Source organism: Streptomyces sp. NPDC050508 (assembly GCF_040655155.1).
Classification (GTDB): domain Bacteria; phylum Actinomycetota; class Actinomycetes; order Streptomycetales; family Streptomycetaceae; genus Streptomyces.
The window spans coordinates 392,169-411,716 of record NZ_JBFAJJ010000008.1 but is presented as its reverse complement, the minus strand read 5'-3'; the positions used below and the strand labels follow the sequence as shown (position 1 = coordinate 411,716).

Genomic DNA, 19,548 nt, shown 5'->3' with positions numbered 1-19,548 from the left:
AGCCGCCAGCCGCCAGCCGCCAGCCGCCAGCCGCCAGCCGCCAGCCGCCAGCCGCCAGCCGCCAGCCGCCAGCCGCCAGCCGCCAGCCGCCAGCCGCCAGCCGTCAGCCGCCAGCGCGCACGTCCGTCCGCCCGCCGAGCCGACAACCCGCGCCCGTCACCCCCGGCAACCCACTGACCTGCATATTCGTCCAGTCGCTCGCAAGTCCCCGCCCCGCCCGACCGCTCGCCCCGCCCATCCCTCCTGGAGCCTCTCCGAAACCGACTGGCGCGCACGAAGTTTTACGTATAACCTCACCCGTCAATCCCATCGAACGGAACCGCACGGAGACCCCCCGATGAGCCGTATCGCCCTGGTCACCCTCGTCGTCGACGACTACGACGAGGCGATCCGTTTCTACACCGAAGCCCTCGGCTTCCGGCTCGTCGAGGACGCGGCCCGCCCCGACGGCTCCCGCTGGGTCGTCGTGACTCCGCCGGGCGCCGACGACTTCGGTACCGGGCTGCTGCTCGCCCGCGCCAAGGGCGAGGACCAGCGTGACCGGGTCGGCGACCAGACCGGTGGACGTGTGGGCTTCTTCCTGCACACCGAGGACTTCGCCCGCGACCACGCCCGCATGCTCGCCGCGGGCGTGACCTTCCTGGAGGAGCCGCGCCATGAGCCGTACGGCTCGGTCGCCGTCTTCCAGGACCTGTACGGAAACCGCTGGGACCTGCTCCAGCCCGCCGCCTGACCCGCCGCACCCCTCACTCCGCTCACCGAACGACGACCGAGGAACGACCGCACATGTCATCTACGCGCATAGACGCCGACACCCTCCGCCGGCTCCCCAAGGCCGTGCTGCACGACCACCTCGACGGCGGTCTGCGCCCCGCCACCGTGGTGGAGCTGGCGGAAGCGGTCGGGCACACCCTGCCCACCACCGACCCGGACGAGCTCGCCGCCTGGTACTTCGACGCCGCCAACTCCGGTGACCTGGTGCGCTACATCGCCACCTTCGAGCACACCCTCGCCGTGATGCAGAACCGCGAGGGCCTGCTGCGCACCGCCGAGGAGTACGTCCTCGACCTGGCCGCCGACGGTGTCGTCTACGGAGAGGTGCGCTACGCCCCCGAGCTGAACACCAACGGCGGGCTTGCGCTTGCCGAAGTCGTCGAGACCGTCCAGGAGGGGCTCGCGGCCGGTATGGCCAAGGCCGCGGCAGCAGGGACACCGGTTCAGGTACGGACGTTGCTGTGCGGGATGCGGATGTTCGACCGGGTCGGCGAGGCCGCCGACCTCGCGGTGGCCTTCCGGGACGCCGGTGTCGTCGGCTTCGACATCGCCGGTGCCGAGGACGGTTTCCCGCCCGCCGACCACCTCGCCGCCTTCGAGCACCTGCGCCGCGAGAGCGTCCCGTTCACCATCCACGCCGGCGAGGCGCACGGCCTGCCCAGCATCCACCAGGCCCTCCAGGTGTGCGGTGCCCAGCGCATCGGGCACGGCGTCCGCATCACCGAGGACATCGTCGACGGCAAGCTCGGCCGCCTGGCCGGCTGGGTCCGCGACCGCCGTATCGCCCTGGAGATGTGCCCGACGTCCAACCTCCAGACGGGCGCGGCCAGTTCGATCGCCGAGCACCCCATCACCGCCCTGAAGGACCTCGGCTTCCGCGTCACCCTCAACACCGACAACCGCCTGGTTTCCGGTACGACGATGACGCGCGAGATGTCCCTCCTGGTGGACGAAGCGGGCTGGACGGTCGAGGACCTGCGCACGGTCACGGTGAACGCCCTGAAGAGCGCGTTCATCCCGTACGACGAGCGCAAGGCCCTCATCGAGGACGTCGTCCTGCCGGGTTACGCCTCCGCGCTCTGAAGCAACCCGCGTACATACGCGGCCTGTCCGACGTGCTGCAGATCGTCGGACAGGACGCTGACCAGCCGTACGCCCAAAGTGACCGGCGGATCCCAGCGCTCGTCCACGATCCGCTCGTAGTCCTCCGGGGCAAGCCCGCGCAGATACTCCAGCGACTGCTCGTGCACGGCGTCGTAGTACCCGGTCAGCTGTCCGGCCGACTCGACCCGTACCTTGGCGACCTTCGCGGAAGTGTGGCCGTATCCGATGTCCCGGGGCGGCAGATCGAGCCCGAAGCGCTTCTCCCAGCCCTGGGTGAGCCACACCTGGTCGAGGCCGGCGGCGTCGGCGACATGGTCGTCCTGGACCCGGGCGAGATGCCAGATGAGCCAGGCGATGGAGTTGGCGTCGGCGGCCACGCGCGCGTGCAGTTGGTCCGGTGTCAGGCCGTCGACGGCGGCATGGACTTCTTCCTGGATACGGCCGTACGCGTCAATGAGGATGTCGTTGGCATGCATACGACCACCATCGCGCATCGCCCTCCGTCATGCGGCCGGAGCCCCGGATTCGAGCAGAGCCATCAGCGCCCGGGCCGCCGGACTGGTCGCCTGGGGAGGCGGCAGCAGGGCCACCGTCTCGTACACCTCCTCGCCGGTCCCCTTGAGGGGGAGCGCGGTGAGTGCCTCGTGCTTGTGGCGGAAATGCTGGGGGACCACCGCGATGCCGAGGTTCTCGTCGACCAGGTCGAGGAGGCTGTGCACGTCGTTGACCTCCAGCGTGACCGTCCGCCGTACGCCCGCCGCCGCGAAGACGGCGTCCGTGGTGCGGCGCGAGGCCCAGTCCGGGTGGAAGTCGACGAAGACCTCGCCACCGAGGTCGTCCGGAGTGACCGCCGCGCCGGTCTCCGCGAGCCGGTGGCTGGGATGGCACAGCACGGTCATCGGCTCGCTGGTCAGCGATACGGAACGGAGCTGGTCGGTGTCCGCCTGGGTGCGGTAGGCGAAGGCCAGGTCGAGGCGACCGGCCGCGACCTCCTCCGCCAGCGCGCCGGAACCCGCCTGCCGCAGCCGGATCTCCACGTCGGGATGCCGGCGCCGGAACGCGGCGAGCAGCCCTGCAACATGCACCCCGGCGATGCACTGCTCGGTGCCCAGCGACAGCGTCCCGCGCAGCACGCCCTGCACCGCGGCCACCGCCTCGTGCGCCGACCGCACCTGCGCCAGAATGCGTTCCGCCTCGCCGAGCAGCGCCCGGCCGGCCTCCGTGAGCGTGACCCGGCGGGTGGTGCGCACGAACAACGGGGTCTGCAACTCCCGCTCCAGGGCGCGGATCGACGCCGACAGACCCGACTGGGACACCATCAGCCGCTCGGCCGCCCGCGTGAAGTGGTGGTCCTCGGCTACGGCGATGAAATGCTGGAGATGGCGCAGTTCCATGATTGAGAAGCGTAGCCGCTGAATTCCATCGGATTCTTCTGTTGGACCACTGCCCGCAGGTCGGACAGAGTGGAGAGCGGTTCCCTGGAACCGGTATCCCGTGTACCAACCCCTCTGGAGTCGCGTTGTACACCGCACACCCCGACCGCTACGCGGACCTGCCCTACCGGCGCACCGGACGCAGCGGTCTGAAGCTGCCCGCGATCTCGCTCGGCCTGTGGCACAACTTCGGACCCGACCGCCCCGTCGACACCCAGCGCGCCATCCTGCGCCGCGCCTTCGACCTCGGCGTCACCCACTTCGACCTGGCCAACAACTACGGCCCGCCGCCCGGCGCCGCCGAGTCCGCCCTCGGTGAGGCGCTGAAGGCGGACTTCGGGTCGTACCGCGACGAGCTGGTGATCTCCACCAAGGCCGGCTATCTGATGTGGCCCGGCCCCTACGGCGAGTGGGGTTCGCGGAAGTACGTGCTGTCCTCGCTGGACCAGAGCCTGACGCGCATGGGCCTGGACTACGTCGACATCTTCTACTCGCACCGCCCGGACCCGGAGACTCCCCTGGAGGAGACGATGGGCGCCTTGCACTCCGCGGTCCAGCAGGGCAAGGCGCTCTACGTCGGCATCTCCAACTACTCGGCGGAGCAGACCCGTCAGGCCGCCAGGATCCTCGGCGACCTTGGCACCCCGCTCCTCATCCACCAGCCGCGCTACTCGATGCTCGACCGCCGCCCCGAGGACGAGGGCCTGCTCGACGCCCTCGACGAGCTCCAGGTCGGCTCGATCGTCTTCTCCCCGCTGGAGCAGGGGCTGCTCAGCTCCCGCTACCTCGACGGCATCCCGGAGGGTTCCCGGGCGGCGAGCGACAGCCCGTTCCTGAACTCCGACGCGGTCACCGAGGACCTGGTGGGGCAGCTCCGCGCCCTCGACGACATCGCCAAGGGACGCGGTCAGACGCTGGCCCAGCTCGCCCTCGCCTGGGTGCTGCGCGGTGGCCGGGTGACCTCCGCGCTGGTCGGCGCGAGCAGCCCGCAACAGATCGAGGACAGCGTCGCGGCCACCCGCAACCTGGACTTCGACGCCGACGAACTGGCCCGCATCGACGCGATCGTCAGGCCGTAACGAGCCGCTCGCTGACCTCCCAGAGGCGGGCGGCCGCCTCTGGGTCGACGGCGTAGGGCAGCACGCCCGGGGTGTTCTCCCCGGCGTACCAGGCGGCCTCGTTCTCGGGGGCGACCAGCGGGCTGATGTCGACGTTCTCGCAGTAGACCCCGCCGAGACCGTCGAGTTGCGGGCTGGTCGCGCACCAGACGCTGGTGGCCGCGCCCTGCTGCACGGTCTTCATCTGGCGCTCGGGGTCACGGACGGGCTTGCCTTCGCCGTCGAGCGCGCCCGCGGCCTGGAGCATCGCCGGGTCGATGTGCTTGGCCAGGCCGGTGTCGATGATCAGGCCCGGGTGCACGGCGAAGGCCCGGATGCCCTGCGCCTGTCCGCGCCGGTCCACCTCGACGGCGAACAGAGCGTTGGCCGTCTTGGACTGGCCGTAGGCGAGGAACGGCTCGTAGGTCCGGTGCTCGAACTGCAGGTCGTCGAAGTCGACGCCGGCGAAGCGGATGCCCCGCGACGACAGCACCACGACTCGCGCGCCGTTCGCGGCGACCAACGCGGGCCACAGCCGGGTGGTCAGCTGGAAGTGCCCGAGGTGGTTGGCGGCGAACTGCGCCTCGTAGCCGCGCGCGTCCCGCGCCAGCGGCGTCGCCATGATCCCGGCGTTGTTCACCAGAAGGTGCAGCGGACGCCCGGAGGCCAGGAACTTCTCCGCGAAGGCGTCGAGCGACGCCGGGTCCAGCAGGTCCATGTACTCGACCTCGGTTCCGGGGAGGACCGCGAGCGCCGTCCTGGCCCGCTCCACGTCCCTCGCCGGTACGACGATCTGGGCGCCCGCGCCGTGCAGTACCCGAGCCGTCTCCAGGCCGATGCCGGAGTAGCCGCCCGTGACGATCGCGACCTTGCCGGTCAGGTCGATGCCCTTGATCACCTCTTCGGCGGTGGACGGGGCGCCGAAGCCGGAATTCAGGGGCTGCTGTGCGGTGGTGGTCATGTCTGCTCTCTCCTCGTCAGCTTGAGCTGTTGAGACCACCGTAGGTCGGCCGATCCGTACGATGAATAATTGAAAATCCGCATTACTTGCGTGATAGTTCGAGCATGACCGTGGATCCCCTGTCCGATGCCCTCGCCGTCGCCGACGCCCGCAGTGTGTTCTCCGGCGGGTTCACGGCTGGCGGTGACTGGGCCATCCAGCTGCGCGGACGCGACCGGCTGAAGGTGAACGCGGTGGTGCAGGGCAGCTGTCTGCTGGTCCGGGACGGCGGCGGCGAACCCCTGCGTCTCGCCGAGGGGGACGTCGTGATCTCCGACGGCGGCCAGCCGTACACGCTGTGCAGCCGGCCCGGCGTCGAGCCGACCGACTCCGCGGACGTCGTCATGGACCCGGCGACCCGGATGGGGCGGCTCGGGCAGGGCGAGGCGGTGGACGTCGCCTGCGTGTCCGGGCACATCGACCTGAGCCGGGACCGCGGCGACCTGCTGCGCCGGGCGCTGCCGGAACTCGTCCACGTGCGGGCCGACTCGCCCGAGGCCGGTGTACTGCGGTGGCTCATCGGACAGTTGGCGGCCGAGATGCGCACGCGCCGGGCCGGGGTCGAGTTCGTCTCGGCGCAGCTCGCGCAGCTGATGTTCGTCCAGGTGCTGCGGGTCTGTCTGGTCGAGTCGGACGGGCTGCCGCCCGGCTGGCTGCGCGCCCTCGCCGACGAGCGGCTCGCCCCCGCCCTGCGCCTGATGCACGGCGACCCGGCCCACCCCTGGCAGCTGGAGGAGCTGGCCCGGGCGGCGGCGATGTCCCGCACCACGTTCGCCGTGCGGTTCAAGGAGGCGGCCGGTGTGCCGCCCCTGACCTACCTGCTCAACTGGCGGATGAATCTTGCCGCCCGGGCCCTCCGGCAGGACGCCGCCCCGGTCGGCGCGCTGGCCCGTTCCGTCGGCTACACCTCCGAGAGCGCCTTCAGCAACGCCTTCAAGCGGACGGTCGGGGTGGCGCCGCGGCGGTACCGCGAAGAGGCCGCCGCTAGGAGCTGAGCCGCTCTTCGAGCCGCACGGTGACTTTGTCCCCCTCGCCCTTTTCGATGGCCTTTCGAAGATCGGCTTTCACGGGGAGTTTGTGCATACCGTCCCCGAGGGCCATGAACGAACTGCGGAAAGGGTGTCCGTCGATCGTGCCGCGGACCTTGACCAGACCGCGGGTGCCGAAGAAAGCGACGGAATCGGGCCAGACGAGATAGGTCCAGCCGCTGTCGTTCGGGCTTTTGATCAATTCGGCGGTGAATTCCTCGTTCAAAGGGGTGCCGGTGCTCATGGTGCGTCCTCCGCTCGGGGTGACCTGTCGTAGAAGGGACCGCCCCGAGCGGGGAAACTCATCGCGGACGCCGGCCTCAGGCCCCGGCGGGCACCCGGTCGAGGAAACCGAGCACGGAGCGGATACGACCGTCCGCGTCGAGCGTGATCACGTCGAACCCGGCGACGGGCGCCGAGCCTCCCCCAGAGGGGGTGCCCTCAGCCTCACTCACCAACTCCCAAGAGAAGCGCGCGGTGTTGTGATGCCCGTCGACGGCGCCCAGCGGACGGAAGGCGAACCCCGGGAACTGCTCGTGCGCCCCGGCGATCAGGCCCGCGATCTCCGTGTGGCCGGTGACTGTCGCCAGCGGGTCGGTGTACGTACCCTCGACGGACCAGGCGGCGGCGACCGCCTTCGCCAGCGCCTCCGGGTCGCCCGCGTTCCAGGCCTCGAAGTAGCGGGCGACGGCACTCTCGTATCGGTCGGTGTTCGCGGGCATGGTGAATCAGCCTCCATCGAGGTCGTTCGTACTGGTCAGGGCCCGGATCCCGATGCGTGCCGACCCGGTGCCTCCACCATGCCGGGGCCCGCGAGAAGCGTCGATTACCCCTCGGGTAATGGCGGCGGGAGATCACCGCAGAAGGGGCTCCGAAGCTTTTCGGCCAAAGGGGGCTGTGAATATGCCAAGAGACTGGCTAAAAAGTCGTGGTGACAGTGTTTCAGGAGTGAACATACTCGTCTGCTAGGGCATAACTTCCCGAATGCCAGGGCATAGCTTCACGAGGCAAATCCGCCATCGTGCGCACCACCTGAGCCACCCGAGCCGCCATCAGAGCCGCATGGAAAGCGAGGCCCGACCGGCAATCGACACGCGACGGGGGAGTGATCGTGCACGACGAATTCCTGTGCCATGTCACCGCGTACGGTACCTGCGGCGGACAGCGCGTCGGGGTGCCTCTGGGAACCTACCGTGCGCCGACTCTGGCACTCGCCTTGTGGTGGTTACGGGACCGGGCGGTCTGGATGGCCGACCGGCTCGACCCGCAACCGGAGAACCCGCGCTTCCCCAGGGGTGCCCTGGTACCGGTTTCCGACACGGCCCCGGACGTGCCCCGGGCGTTACGCACCTGGTCGCGTGACGTCGGCCAACAGGAGCAGGTCGCCTACGAGTTGGCGGCCGGCCGGCTGGTGCAGATCGCCATCAGCGACGAGACGACCGAGTACGAGCTGCTCGCCGAGTCGGTCGACGCCCTCCGGATGCAGCGGACCGTGCCGGCACTGGTCGTCCCTGTCGCCTGACACGTGTCGCTCACCGCACACCCCTGACCGCTGACCGGGCGCACGGGTGAACGGATCGGTAGAATTCGGGGTATGCCAGAGCGGCCGATCGCGCCGACTGCGCCCGAACTCCTCCTGAAGACGGAGTCGGGCTCCACGGTCATGACCCCGGGCCGCGACTACCACGTAGGCCGCGATCCGCTCAGCGACATCGTCATCGACGACGCCCGGGTCTCGTGGCACCACGCGGTTCTGCGGCCCGACGCCGGCCACTGGACGCTGGAGGACGAGCACAGCACGAACGGCACCTACGCCGACGGCCGCCGCGTCCACGCCTGGGGCGTCGGCCCGGGGAGCGTGATCCGCTTCGGCAATCCGGCCGACGGCCCGTGCGCCGTCCTGGCCGACCGTCCCGCCCCGGCCCCGGAACGTCCCTCGGCCGTGTCCATGCCCGCCTTCACCGGCACCTTCCGTCAGCCGACCACCGTACGACCGCTGCCCAGCCGCACGGTCCGTATCGGCCGGGCCGGCGACAACGACCTCGTCGTCGACGACCTGATCGTCTCCCGCCGCCACGCCGAACTACGGGCCGTGCCCGACGGGACGTACGAGATCGTCGACCTCGGCAGCCACAACGGCACCTACCTCAACGGCCAGCCCGTCGCCCGCGCCCCGGTCGGGCCGGGGGACATCGTCGGCATCGGGCACTCCGCGTTCTGTCTCGTCGGCGACCAGCTGCAGGAGTACGTCGACACCGGCGAGGTCTCCCTCGACGTACAGGACCTCACCGTCGCTGTCGACCGCGGGCGCAAGATTCTCCTCGACCAGGTGTCGTTCCCGGTCGGCGAGAAATGTCTGCTCGCCGTCGTCGGACCCAGCGGCGCCGGAAAGTCCACCTTGCTGAACGCGCTCACCGGCCAGCGCCCCGCCGACCGCGGCACCGTCCTGTACGACGGCCGAGACCTCTACCGCGACTACGCCGAGCTGCGCCAGCGCATCGGCCTCGTCCCGCAGGACGACATCCTGCACGCCCAGCTGACCGTGCACAGCGCCCTGTCCTACGCGGCCGAGCTGCGCTTCCCGCAGGACACGGCGAAGGCCGAACGGCGGGCCAGGGTCGACGAGGTCGTACGGGAACTGGGCCTGGAACAGCGTGCCGGGCAGCCCGTGCACAGCCTCTCCGGCGGCCAGCGCAAGCGGGTCAGCGTGGCCCTCGAACTGCTGACCAAGCCGTCGCTGCTCTTCCTCGACGAACCGACCTCCGGCCTCGACCCGGGCATGGACCGCTCGGTGATGCACATGCTGCGCGGCCTCGCCGACGACGGCCGCACCGTCATCGTCGTCACCCACAGCGTCCTCAGCCTCGACGTGTGCGACCGACTCCTCGTGCTCGCGCCCGGCGGCAAGGTCGCCTACTACGGGCCGCCCGCCGACGCCCTCGCCTTCTTCGGATTCGAGCACTGGCCGGAGGCGTTCGAGGCCTTCGAGCGGGACCAGGACCGGGACTGGGCAGGGGAGTTCAGGGAATCGCCCTTCCAACGCCAGTACATCCGCAACTCGACCGCGCAGCCCCACCAGGTCGGCTCGGGCCCGGTCGCCGTGGCTCCACCGCCCCGGCCCCGCAGCCGTGGCGCACAGCTCGGCACCCTGGTCCGCCGCTACACCGCGGCCCTCGGCGCCGATCGGACCTTCCTCGCCATCATGATCGCGCTGCCGTTCGTGATGGGTGCGATGGCCCGCGCGCTGGCCGGGAGCAAGCTGACGCAGGAGACGGCGATGAACGCGTTGCTCATCCTGTGCGTCGGCGGCGTGCTGACCGGCGCGGCCAACGCCGTGCGCGAACTCGTCAAGGAACGCGCCATCTACCGGCGCGAGCGAGCCGTCGGCCTGTCCAGATCGGCGTACCTGCTGTCCAAGGTCGTCGTCCTGGGCACGATCACCGTGGCGCAGGCCGTGGTGCTGACCCTTGTCGGCCTGTTCGGCGTCGACCTCAACGCGCCCGGCGGCAAAGGGGTGTTGATGCCCCCGCTCATCGAGATCGCCGTGGCCGTCGCGCTGTTGGCCTTCACGGCGATGATGCTCGGCCTGCTCGTCTCCGCGACGGTGCGCAAGGAGGAGGTGACGATGCCGCTCCTCGTGCTGCTTGCCATCGTCCAAGTGGTGTTCTGCGGCGCCCTGTTGAAGCTGCACGGCGTGCCCGGTCTGGAACAGCTGTCCTGGCTGGTGCCCTCCCGGTGGGCGCTCGGCGGCATGGCCGGCACCATCGGACTGGCCCGGATCGTGCCGGGCGAGCTGACCGGCGATCCGATGTTCCGGCACTCGGCCGGGGTGTGGCTGCTCAACATGGGCATGCTCGTCGTACTGTCGCTGCTCTTCGGCTTCCTGGTGTCCCGGCTGCTGCGGCGGCACGAACCCGCCGTGATGCGGAAGTAGGGGCCGCCACGATGACGACCTCGACCCCCGGCTTCCGGCCCACGCACGTCGTCCCCGAGCACGGGATGCCCGCCTGGGAGGCCCCGGACCCCGCCCGCCCCACCGTGCCGCTCGACGCCCTGCTCCCGGTCCAACTCCTCGAACGGCGCGGCGACTGGGCCCACGCCCTCTGTTCCAACGGCTGGTCCGCCTGGGTCGACGGACGCCATCTGATCTCCGTCTCCCAGGACCCGCCCGCGGCCGGCGGCCCCCTCACCCGCACCGCCGACCCGCGCCCGCTGCTCGCCCGCGCCGAACAGGCCCTCGCCCGCTACCGCAGCGCCGTCGAGGAGCTGGCGGGCGGTGGCCTGGACGGCGCGTCCTTCGAGGCCCGCACCAAGGGCCTGCGGATCGGCGTGGTCGTCGACGGCGAATCCGTCTGGCTCTACGACTCCGACCACGAGCGCTGGGTCCACGGCGACGGCACCCGGCTCAGCACCTACGCCTCGGACGACGGACCCCACGCCGAACCGGCCGACCCCGGCCACGCTCCCACCCAGGTCGTGAGCCCCGATGGCCCGTGACGCGAGCCTCTTCTCCGGCCGTCCCTCCGAGCTGATCGGCCAGCAGATCGCGGGCTACCGCATCGAGGACGAGATCGGCCGCGGCGGCATGGCGGTCGTCTACCGCGCCCACGACCTGCGCCTCGACCGCACCGTCGCGCTCAAGCTGCTCGCCCCCGAACTGGCCCGCAACGACACGTTCCGCAAACGCTTCACCCACGAGTCCCGGGTCGCCGCCGCGATCGACCACCCGCACATCGTGCCCGTCTTCGAGGCGGGCGAGACGGACGGCGTCCTGTACATCGCGATGCGCTACGTCTCCGGCAGCGATCTGCGTCATCTCCTGGACCGGGAAGGTCCGTTGGCGCTCCCCACGGCCGTGCGCATCGCCACGCAGGTCGCGTCCGCGCTGGACGCGGCCCACGAACACGGGCTGGTCCACCGGGACGTGAAACCCGGCAACATCCTCGTGGCCCGCGGCACCGACAGCGACCACCCGGAGCACGTGTACCTCACCGACTTCGGTCTGACGAAGAAGTCGCTGTCACTCACCGGGTTCACGACCGTGGGGCAGTTCGTGGGCACGCTCGACTACGTGGCTCCCGAGCAGATCTCCGGGCGGCCGGTCGACGGGCGGTGCGATGTGTACGGGCTGGCGTGCGTTGTGTACGAGAGTCTGGCGGGGCGGCCGCCGTTTCGGCGGGACGACGACATGGCTCTGTTGTGGGCGCATCAGTACGACGTGCCTCCGGCGGTCAGCGAGTCCCGGTCCGATCTGCCGGGACATGTCGACGGGGTTTTCGCGAAGGCGTTGGCGAAGAGTCCTGATGATCGGTACGAGTCCTGTCTGGCGTTTGTGACGGAGTTGCGCGGGGGTGAGTCCGGGCATGCGCCGACCGAGGTGGACCTGAGGGTGGTCCGGGGGAAAGACGATCGGCCTCCTGCGCCGCCGCGGTGGGCGGAGCCGGTGTTCAGGCGGCTTGGCTAATGGTTCGTCTGCGGGTTCGTGGGGGCTGGTCGCGCAGTTCCCCGCGCCCCTGAAAGGGGCGCTGCCGTCCCCGGCGTCAGGCCGTTGAGGGGTACGCGTCGTGCCGTGACCTTGCGACGTGCGATCCGCCAACCCGACCCCACTCGCACCGCCGTGTCCACGTACGTCACCGATCCGCACGAGCCGTCTGCCCTGATGCCCAGCCCCTTCGACCGCACCCGGACCTGGCCGTCCGCCAGTTCCTCCACCACCACGTTGGTGACGTGATGCGCGACGGGGTTTCCGGCACCCAACGCGAAGGCCGCGTCCACGAATTGGGTGAGGTCGGTGAGTGTGCCCTGGCCGAAGTCGGTGAGGTCGTACTCGACGTCCGGGGTGAACACCTCGGCCATGCGGTCGAGTTCGCCCTCGTCGGCCAGGTGGCCGTGCAGTGCGATCAACTCCCTGATGGCCAGGCGGTCTTCGAGAGGCAACGCCATGTCTGTCCTTCCCTGGGCTGCGCGCACACTCTCACGCCGGGCGCTGCGGCTGCTCGGGAATTTCGGTCTCGCCCCGCCGATGCACCGGCCTCGCCAGCAACCCGCCGAGGAAACCCGCGACCAACCCCCACAGCGCGGCCAGCCCCACCGCCGACCACAGCCGGGGCTTCAGGAACAGGTCTCCGGACAGGCCGCCGCCCACGTCGCCGATGCCGAGGAGGGAGAGGCCGTAGTGGGCGGAGACGCGGCCGACGAGGCAGATCATGAGGACTGCCAGGGCGAAGGCGATTCCCAGGTGGACGGCGTGCTGCCAGGCGCGTACGCGGGCCGGTGAGCGGACGGCCATCAGGAACGCGGCGGCCAGCAGCAGGACCGCGTCCGCGACCAGGAGCCACCACACCCTGCCGTCGTGGGCGGCGAGCGAGTGCAGGTTCAGGGTGGAGACGTCCGGGGTGCGCAGGACCTCGTCCAGGAGGCGCGGGACGGGCAGGCCGAACGGGCCGTCGACCCGGCCGTTCCAGGTGGCACCCAGGCCGATGGTGAGCGTGAGCCAGACCAGGTTCGGCATGCCGAGCAGGATCAGCGCGAAGGTCTGGGCGGCGTACCCGCGTGTCACCGCGACGACCAGGGCCATGACGACGCCGAGCGCGACGTACGCGAGCAGCAGGGCGACCACGGCGTACGCGGCCGGGCGCACCGACGCGTGGAAGCGGAGGAGGCGGGCGGGCAACGGGGCGCCCGGCGACACCAGGAGGGCCAACACCAACACCCCTGCCAGCCACAGCAGTCCGAACAGCACCGTCTGCGGTACGTCCGCCTCGAAGCCGACCTCGGGGGAGGCACCGAGCAGGCTGCCGATGTCGCCAAGCGTTCCGGTGCCGAGGGAGATCGAGAACTTCTGGCGCGCCCCCAGGGCCAGGCCGATCAGGCCGAGCAGCCACAGGACGGCGATGCGGGCGGCCCAGCCGGCCAGTTCCGCGGCCGAGGCGACCGCGCGGTGCCGCAGGGGCCGTAGGAAGCCCGCTGCGGTCGTCAGGGCGCCGGTCAGGGTCACCGACAGGGGGATGACGGTGAGGGCGGCTTTTGTGTCGGCCAGTGAGCCCGCGTTCCCGGCGAGTCTCACGGTACCGCCGACGGCCGTCACCACCGTTGCCGTGACGACCCGGGGGAACGCGCCGTCCGGGAGGTCCGTCGCACCCGCCGCCCACAGGCCGAGCGCGGCGACGACGCCCATGGTGAGCAGTCCGGCCAGCACCGTGCTCAGGGCCTGGAGCCAGCCGTGGCGGGCGACTGCCTGGTCAGAGGGGGTTCGCGGGGTCACGCTGCCACGCTAAGCAGCGCCCGGGGAGCGCGCCCGCCGGGAGGGCCGTCCGCGTCGGCTTGCGAGCGGGGCGGGATCGGAGCACACAATGGGTGCGTTGTGGATAAAAGCGGCATAAGCCATCAAATGCCGCGAGAGCCCACGTCGGGAAGAAGAGCTCGTGAGCGTCGAACCGCCGTCTTCAGGCCGCCCCACAGGACCGCCCTCCGGCCCGCTGTCGGGACCCTCCCAGCCGCCTTCGGGCCCACCCTCGCAGCCCTCGGGCAGCGGCGGCGCCGGGGCACCGGAGCCGCACCGCCCGTGGTGGAGGTCGGCGCCACGCGTCGCGATCCTCACCACCGCCGTGGTGGCCGCCGTCGTCCTGGCACTCGTCTTCACCCGCTCCGACGGCGGCTCGTCCAACACGGCGAGCAAGGGCGAGGTCTTCCTGCAGTCCGCGGCCAAGACCGGCCCCGATCCGTTCACGGGCTCCACGGCGACCGAGAACTCCGCCCCGCCCGTCTCCGCCTCACCCACCGCCTCGGAACCGGTGAACGCGGTACGCGGCGTCGACGGCGGCGCACCCGGCCTCTACGGCGGCACTCAGAACGTCTCCAGCTGTGACGTGGAGAAGCAGATCAAGGCCCTCCAGGCGGCCCCGGCGAAGGAAAAGGCCTTCGCGTCCGTCGTCGGCGTCCAGCCCGCCGGAGTCCCCGCCTATCTGCGCTCACTCACCCCCGTACAGCTGCGCATGGACACCCGCGTCACCAACCACGGCTACCGCGACGGTGTCGCCACCAGCTACCAGGCCGTCCTCCAGGCGGGCACCGCCGTCCTCGTCGACGGCCACGGCGTGCCCCGCGTGCGCTGCGCCTGCGGCAACCCGCTGTCGCCGCCCGTCGCCCAGCAGACCACCCCGAAGCGGACCGGCGACACCTGGTCGTCGTACCGGCCGCAGAACGTCGTCGTGGTCACCCCCGCACCGCAGATCATCAACATCTTCGTGATCTACGACCCCGACCACGACGACTGGTTCGGCCGCCACCACGGCGACACGGGCAAGCACGACCACAAAACCCCGCCGCCGGTGAACCCGGCCAGCCCCTCGGTGACCGTGTCCCCGCCGACCTCACCGTCCTCCAACTCCCCTTCGCCGTGCGCCTCCTCGGCCCCTGGTACACCGGGAACGCCGGGAACACCCGGCCCGTCCACGAGCCCGTGCCCGCCGACGTCGAGCGCTCCGTCCTCCTCCTCGCCGTCCTCGTCCTCCCCGAGCTCGGAGTCGCCGTCCTCCGAGCCGCCGTCGACCGAGTCGTCAGCGGCCTCCTCGGCCTCGTCGTCCCCTCCCGAATCGGTCGCCTCGGACACGACGACGACGTCCGCGTCGACTTCGGCGTCCACCTTCAGCGCGCCGGTTTCCCCGGCGACGAGTTCACCGTCACTCTCATAGGGGGGACTGCCGGGCGTGGGGCTGGGTACGAGCACTGGTGCGAGAGCATCAGTCCGGCGCCTGCTTCCGAGAGAGACACGCATGATCGACCACCGGGACGGGGTAGTGATACCGACTCGTTTCGACGTGCCCGTGGAACCGCTGAGGCGGGCGGCGCACTACACCGGAGAGCCGGGCTGCATCGCTGCGGCCCGGCACTTCACCCACCAGTTCCTGGAGCAGCTCAGGACCGAGTGGTGCGCCACGATCGACGACCGGGCCGACGGTGAACTGCTCCTCGTGGTGAGCGAGTTGGTCACCAACGCGGACCGGCACAGCAACGGGCCGTACATCCTGGAGCTGGAGGGCACCGACGCCGCGGTGACGGTGTCGGTCTGCGACAGCAGCGTCGCCCTGCCCCGGCTCTTCGCCCGGGACCCGGAGCGCATCGGCCGACACGGCCTGGAGATCGTGCACGCCCTGGCCGCCAAGGTGTCCGTCGAGCGGGTGCCGGTCGGCAAGCGGGTGCGTGCGGTGGTGCACCTGGGCGGTGAGGCGGGCTAGGGCTTCATGCCCCGGTCCGGGTGGCCGTGATCAGCTCGTGGAGGTACCGCTTGGTGACTCGGCCGCCGTACCGGTCCTCCAGCAGCTCCCGGAGGCACGCCAGGAGGCCGTGGCGCGAGGGCTCGTCGAGGGCGAGATGGTTGGAGTACGTGAGCACGACATCGAGGTACTCGTCGGTCGTGTACGTGATCTCCTGGGCGCCGCGCCACACCGTGACGTCCTCGAAGTGCGCGGAGCGCTCGAACTCCCCGGTGTCCGTCGCCGATTCGTCTTCGGTGGGACTTCTGAATCCCGGCGTGGTGGTCGGATCCCACCGCTCGTAGCAGCGCTGCATCCGGTCGAAGAAGTCCTGGGTGCCGCCCGCCACATGGTGGGTGGTGACGAGCGCGAACGTCCCGCCGGGACGCAATGCGGCCGCGACTTTCGCCACGCGCGTCCCGGGGTCGAGCCAGTGGTACGCGGTCGCGACCGCCACCAGGTCGAACGGCTCGGCCGGCAGCTCCCACCGCTCGAAGTCCGCGACCTGTACGTCCACCCGTGGGAACGCGCTCAGATTGCGCCGGGCCACCGCCGCCATCGACGGCCCCAACTCCACGGCGGTCAGCCGACAGCCGAACTCGGCCAGGGGGACGGTGAGTTGACCGGTTCCGGGGGCGATCTCCAGAACCCGGCTGTCCGGGCCGAGGCCGGCGGTGCGGGCCAGTGCGTCGATCAGGGGTCGCGGATACCGGGGCCGGACCCGGTCGTACCTCTCGGCCACCCCGTCGAACGTGTCGCGCAGCACTGTTCCCGCACCCTTCGCATCGGCGATTCCACCCAGGGCAGAATGCTGATCCCTTGCCCTCACGTCCAACGCTTTTAGTCTGAGGGGGTGAGCAACCAAGCGCCGAACCAAGCCCGCGTGATCCCCCTGCGCCCGCACGAGCCGGCACCTCACCTGCCGGAGCCCACGGTTCCCGCGCCCAAGGAACCCCTGTGGCGCGACCTGGTCGGTGACGTCCTACGACGCGAACGCCTCGCCCAGGAACGCACCTTGAAGGACGTGGCCGACGCCGCCCGGATCTCCATGCCGTATCTCTCGGAGGTGGAGCGGGGCCGCAAGGAGGCCTCCTCGGAGGTCCTCGCAGCCGCCGCCCACGCCCTCGGTCTCGACCTCGGCGACCTGCTGTCGCTGGCCCGGAGCGAATTCACCCAGCATCGCAACAGGCGTCAGAGCAGGGTGAGTTCGCCGTACAACGGGCTGTGCCTGGTCGCCGCCTGACGGCGCCGCTCAGGACGGGCCGAGGCGTCGGCTGACCACCTCGTCGGCCAGGCCGTACGCCACGGCCTCCGGCGCGGTGAACACCTTGTCGCGGTCCATGTCGGCGCGCAGCGTGGCGATGTCGTGGTGGGTGTGCCGGGACAGCACCTCCTCGACCTGGGAGCGGATCCGCACCATCTCCTTGGCCTGGAGGGCGAGATCGGAGACCATGCCGCGCTGCCCGCCGCTCGCCGGCTGACCGAGCAGCACCCGCGCGTGCTCCAGGACGAACCGCCGTCCGGGGTCCCCGCCGGCCAGCAGCACGGCCGCCGTCGACGCGGCCTGACCGACGCAGAACGTCGAGATCGGGGCCTGCACGTACGTCATCGTGTCGTAGATCGCCATCAGTGAAGTGAACGATCCGCCGGGCGAGTTGATGTAGATCGCGATCTCGCTCTCCGGCGACGACGACTCCAGATGGAGGAGTTGCGCGATGACGACGTTGGCGACGCCGTCGTCGATGTCGGTGCCGAGGAAGATGATCCGCTCGGACAGCAGCCGGCTGAACACGTCGTACGACCGCTCGCCCTGCGAGGTCCGCTCGACGACGTTCGGAATCGTGTACGTCCCCATGTCAGAGCCCCATCCGTCGCTTCGAGGCGGCCGGGCGCACGTCGTCCAGCGAGGCGACGACCCGGTCCACCATGCCGTACTCCTTGGCTTGTTCGGCCGTGAACCAGCGGTCGCGGTCGCCGTCGCGGGAGATGGTCTCCTCGCTCTGACCGGTGTGCTGTGCGATGAGGCGCTCGACGGTCCTCTTCGTGAAGTCCAGGTTCTCCGCCTGGATCTCGATGTCGGCGGTGGTGCCGCCGATGCCCGCCGACGGCTGGTGCATCATGACCCGCGCGTGGGGGAGGGCGTAGCGCTTGCCGTGGGTGCCGACGCTGAGCAGGAACTGGCCCATGCTGGCCGCGAACCCCATGGTCAGGGTCGAGACGTCGTTCGGGATCAGCTGCATCGTGTCGTAGATGGCGAGGCCCGCCGTCACCGAGCCGCCCGGGCTGTTGATGTACAGGCTGATGTCCGTGCGCGGGTCCTCCGCGGACAGCAGCAGCAACTGGGCGCAGACCCGGTTCGCGGAGACCTCGTCGACCTGCGTGCCGAGGAAGACGATCCGCTGTCCGAGCAGCTGGGCGGCCAGGTGGTCGTCGAAGCGGGAGGACGGGGTGTCGCCCTCCTCGGCGCGGGGCATGAGGGCCGGTGCGAAACCGGCCGTGAGCGGAGACATGGGCACTCCTTGTCGAGGGTGTCGAAGGTGTCGTGACCTGTCTCCACTGTCGGCCGACAACGCCCCGGCCTGGGGATTTCTAGGCTTTCAGCAGATTCGCCGTGAGCAGACGGGTCAACTGGCGTCCTTCTCGCGCAGCTGTCGGAAGAAGGCCCGCACGTCCGCGGCCAGCAGGTCCGGTTCCTCCATGGCGGCGAAGTGGCCGCCCCGGTCGAGCTTGGTCCAGCGGACGATGTTTTCGGTGCGCTCGGCCTTGTGGCGGAGCGGGATCTGGAGCTCGGCCGGGAAGAGGGCGAGCGCGGTCGGGGCGGTGGACGGGAGGGTGGGAGCGGCGGCCCGGGCGCCGGTGGCGTGGGCCCGCTCGTAGTAGATGCGGGCGGCCGAACCGGCCGTCCCCGTCAGCCAGTACAGCATCACATTGGTGAGCAGCCGGTCCCGGTCGACGGCCTCCTCGGGCAGCTCCTCCGAGTCGGTCCACTCCCTGAACTTCTCGACGATCCAGGCGAGTTGGCCGACCGGCGAGTCCGTGAGGCCGTACGCCAGGGTCTGCGGGCGGGTGGCGTGGAGGACGGCGTATCCGGTGCCCTCGCGCGACCACGCGGCCCAGCGGCGCCAGGACTCCTGGGTGTCCTCCCGCTCCTCGGGGGTGAGTGCGGCCAGCTCCTCGGGAGTGGGCTCGGTGAGTGCCTGCGCGCCCGGCAACAGGTTGAGGTGGACGCCGATGACACGGTCGGGGTGGGCGCGGCCCAGCTCGCGGGAGATCGCCGAGCCCCAGTCGCCGCCCTGCGCGCCGAACCGCTCGTAGCCGAGCCGCCGCATCAACTCGGCCCACGCGTCGGCGATCCGGCCCGCCTCCCAGCCGGTGTCGGCCGGTGGCCCGGACAGCCCGAAGCCCGGGATGCCGGGCACGACCACGTGGAAGGCGTCGGCGGGATCGCCGCCGTGGGCCGCCGGATCGGTCAACAGGCCCACGATGTCGACGAATTCGACGATCGAGCCCGGCCAGCCGTGCGTGATGATCAGCGGGGTGGCGTCCGGTTCCGGGGAGCGGATGTGCGCGAAGTGGACGTTCGATCCGTCGATGGTGGTGGTGAACTGCGGCCACGTGTTCAGCTCGGCCTCGGCCGCACGCCAGTCGTACTCGTGCCGCCAGTACCGCACCAGCTCGCGCAGATAGTCGGCCGGTACGCCGTACGCCCAGCCCGTGCCGGGCAGCTCGTCGGGCCAGCGGGTGCGGTCGAGGCGGGCGTGCAGGTCGTCGAGGTCGGCCTGCGGGATGTCGATGCGGAACGGGTGGACGCTGTCTGCCTGCGAGGACGTCATGGAATCGCAGCCTAAGCGCTCCGCT

Annotated in this window: 22 protein-coding genes; 11 read left to right on the top strand and 11 right to left on the bottom strand. The window is 70.7% G+C overall.

From position 1 onward, the window contains the following. The first annotated feature begins 337 nt into the window (after window positions 1-337). Together AB0I69_RS25000 and AB0I69_RS24995 are read left to right on the top strand one after the other, a co-directional pair. Window positions 338-733, top strand: coding sequence for a VOC family protein (locus AB0I69_RS25000; protein WP_363097892.1), 396 nt, complete (start codon window positions 338-340; stop codon window positions 731-733). 53 nt (window positions 734-786) lie between these two features. Further along, window positions 787-1,857, top strand: a complete 1,071-nt coding sequence (locus AB0I69_RS24995; protein ID WP_363097891.1) for an adenosine deaminase — start codon at window positions 787-789, stop codon at window positions 1,855-1,857. On the opposite strand, the gene AB0I69_RS24990 is transcribed toward AB0I69_RS24995, so the two are convergent. Continuing rightward, the gene (locus AB0I69_RS24990) at window positions 1,839-2,354 is read right to left on the bottom strand and encodes a DUF664 domain-containing protein (RefSeq protein WP_363097890.1); all 516 of its coding nucleotides are present in this window, start codon (window positions 2,352-2,354) and stop codon (window positions 1,839-1,841) included. The genes AB0I69_RS24995 and AB0I69_RS24990 overlap by 19 nt on opposite strands. Before the next feature lie 27 nt (window positions 2,355-2,381). After that, window positions 2,382-3,272 carry a LysR substrate-binding domain-containing protein gene (locus AB0I69_RS24985; RefSeq protein WP_363097889.1) on the bottom strand — a complete coding sequence of 297 codons (891 nt, stop codon included), beginning with the start codon at window positions 3,270-3,272 and terminating at the stop codon, window positions 2,382-2,384. Between the two features lie 125 nt (window positions 3,273-3,397). Here AB0I69_RS24985 and AB0I69_RS24980 point away from each other — a divergent pair, with 125 nt between their 5' ends. Next, a complete protein-coding gene (locus AB0I69_RS24980; protein WP_363097888.1) occupies window positions 3,398-4,390 on the top strand; it encodes an aldo/keto reductase in 993 nt (330 codons plus the stop codon). Here AB0I69_RS24980 and AB0I69_RS24975 read toward each other — a convergent pair. Next, window positions 4,380-5,369, bottom strand: a complete 990-nt coding sequence (locus AB0I69_RS24975; RefSeq protein ID WP_363097887.1) for an oxidoreductase — start codon at window positions 5,367-5,369, stop codon at window positions 4,380-4,382. The two genes, AB0I69_RS24980 and AB0I69_RS24975, sit on opposite strands and share 11 nt — an antisense overlap. Before the next feature lie 104 nt (window positions 5,370-5,473). Between AB0I69_RS24975 and AB0I69_RS24970 the strand changes: the two genes are divergently transcribed. Further along, the gene (locus AB0I69_RS24970; RefSeq protein WP_363097886.1) at window positions 5,474-6,403 is read left to right on the top strand and encodes an AraC family transcriptional regulator; all 930 of its coding nucleotides are present in this window, start codon (window positions 5,474-5,476) and stop codon (window positions 6,401-6,403) included. Here AB0I69_RS24970 and AB0I69_RS24965 read toward each other — a convergent pair. After that, a complete protein-coding gene (locus tag AB0I69_RS24965; RefSeq protein ID WP_363097885.1) occupies window positions 6,393-6,680 on the bottom strand; it encodes a DUF1905 domain-containing protein in 288 nt (95 codons plus the stop codon). The two genes, AB0I69_RS24970 and AB0I69_RS24965, sit on opposite strands and share 11 nt — an antisense overlap. A gap of 76 nt (window positions 6,681-6,756) precedes the next feature. Continuing rightward, window positions 6,757-7,158, bottom strand: coding sequence for a nuclear transport factor 2 family protein (locus tag AB0I69_RS24960; RefSeq protein WP_363097884.1), 402 nt, complete (start codon window positions 7,156-7,158; stop codon window positions 6,757-6,759). A gap of 389 nt (window positions 7,159-7,547) precedes the next feature. Between AB0I69_RS24960 and AB0I69_RS24955 the strand changes: the two genes are divergently transcribed. From AB0I69_RS24955 to AB0I69_RS24940, 4 genes are all read left to right on the top strand, one after another. Beyond that, a complete protein-coding gene (locus AB0I69_RS24955; RefSeq protein ID WP_033280890.1) occupies window positions 7,548-7,958 on the top strand; it encodes a hypothetical protein in 411 nt (136 codons plus the stop codon). Window positions 7,959-8,030: 72 nt separating this feature from the next. Beyond that, window positions 8,031-10,370 carry an FHA domain-containing protein gene (locus tag AB0I69_RS24950; RefSeq protein ID WP_363097883.1) on the top strand — a complete coding sequence of 780 codons (2,340 nt, stop codon included), beginning with the start codon at window positions 8,031-8,033 and terminating at the stop codon, window positions 10,368-10,370. Window positions 10,371-10,381: 11 nt separating this feature from the next. Beyond that, a complete protein-coding gene (locus tag AB0I69_RS24945) occupies window positions 10,382-10,933 on the top strand; it encodes a hypothetical protein (RefSeq protein WP_363097882.1) in 552 nt (183 codons plus the stop codon). Then, window positions 10,923-11,900, top strand: coding sequence for a serine/threonine-protein kinase (locus tag AB0I69_RS24940; RefSeq protein ID WP_363097881.1), 978 nt, complete (start codon window positions 10,923-10,925; stop codon window positions 11,898-11,900). Before AB0I69_RS24945 ends, AB0I69_RS24940 begins: the two co-directional genes overlap by 11 nt. On the opposite strand, the gene AB0I69_RS24935 is transcribed toward AB0I69_RS24940, so the two are convergent. Beyond that, complete coding sequence (locus tag AB0I69_RS24935) at window positions 11,897-12,379, bottom strand: nuclear transport factor 2 family protein (protein ID WP_363097880.1); 483 nt, start codon at window positions 12,377-12,379, stop codon at window positions 11,897-11,899. The genes AB0I69_RS24940 and AB0I69_RS24935 overlap by 4 nt on opposite strands. Before the next feature lie 31 nt (window positions 12,380-12,410). Then, window positions 12,411-13,700: a streptophobe family protein gene (locus tag AB0I69_RS24930; protein ID WP_363097879.1), complete on the bottom strand. Its 1,290-nt coding sequence runs from the start codon at window positions 13,698-13,700 to the stop codon at window positions 12,411-12,413. A gap of 160 nt (window positions 13,701-13,860) precedes the next feature. On the opposite strand from AB0I69_RS24930, the gene AB0I69_RS24925 reads away from it, so the two are divergent. Beyond that, entirely contained in the window at window positions 13,861-15,129 is a 1,269-nt protein-coding gene (locus AB0I69_RS24925) for a DUF6777 domain-containing protein (RefSeq protein WP_363097878.1), read from the top strand. An 81-nt stretch (window positions 15,130-15,210) separates the two neighbouring features. Continuing rightward, the gene (locus AB0I69_RS24920; RefSeq protein WP_363097877.1) at window positions 15,211-15,672 is read left to right on the top strand and encodes an ATP-binding protein; all 462 of its coding nucleotides are present in this window, start codon (window positions 15,211-15,213) and stop codon (window positions 15,670-15,672) included. A 4-nt stretch (window positions 15,673-15,676) separates the two neighbouring features. On the opposite strand, the gene AB0I69_RS24915 is transcribed toward AB0I69_RS24920, so the two are convergent. Then, on the bottom strand, window positions 15,677-16,456 hold the full coding sequence (locus AB0I69_RS24915; RefSeq protein WP_363097876.1) for a class I SAM-dependent methyltransferase: 780 nt from the start codon (window positions 16,454-16,456) through the stop codon (window positions 15,677-15,679). A gap of 87 nt (window positions 16,457-16,543) precedes the next feature. Between AB0I69_RS24915 and AB0I69_RS24910 the strand changes: the two genes are divergently transcribed. Continuing rightward, on the top strand, window positions 16,544-16,933 hold the full coding sequence (locus tag AB0I69_RS24910; protein ID WP_363097875.1) for a helix-turn-helix transcriptional regulator: 390 nt from the start codon (window positions 16,544-16,546) through the stop codon (window positions 16,931-16,933). A 9-nt stretch (window positions 16,934-16,942) separates the two neighbouring features. Here the strand turns inward: AB0I69_RS24910 and AB0I69_RS24905 are convergent, their stop codons facing one another. From AB0I69_RS24905 to AB0I69_RS24895, 3 genes are all read right to left on the bottom strand, one after another. Then, window positions 16,943-17,545, bottom strand: a complete 603-nt coding sequence (locus tag AB0I69_RS24905; RefSeq protein WP_363097874.1) for an ATP-dependent Clp protease proteolytic subunit — start codon at window positions 17,543-17,545, stop codon at window positions 16,943-16,945. Between the two features lies 1 nt (window position 17,546). Beyond that, window positions 17,547-18,200, bottom strand: a complete 654-nt coding sequence (locus tag AB0I69_RS24900; RefSeq protein ID WP_363097873.1) for an ATP-dependent Clp protease proteolytic subunit — start codon at window positions 18,198-18,200, stop codon at window positions 17,547-17,549. A 114-nt stretch (window positions 18,201-18,314) separates the two neighbouring features. Beyond that, window positions 18,315-19,523: an epoxide hydrolase family protein gene (locus tag AB0I69_RS24895; RefSeq protein ID WP_363097872.1), complete on the bottom strand. Its 1,209-nt coding sequence runs from the start codon at window positions 19,521-19,523 to the stop codon at window positions 18,315-18,317. Between the last annotated feature and the right edge of the window lie 25 nt (window positions 19,524-19,548).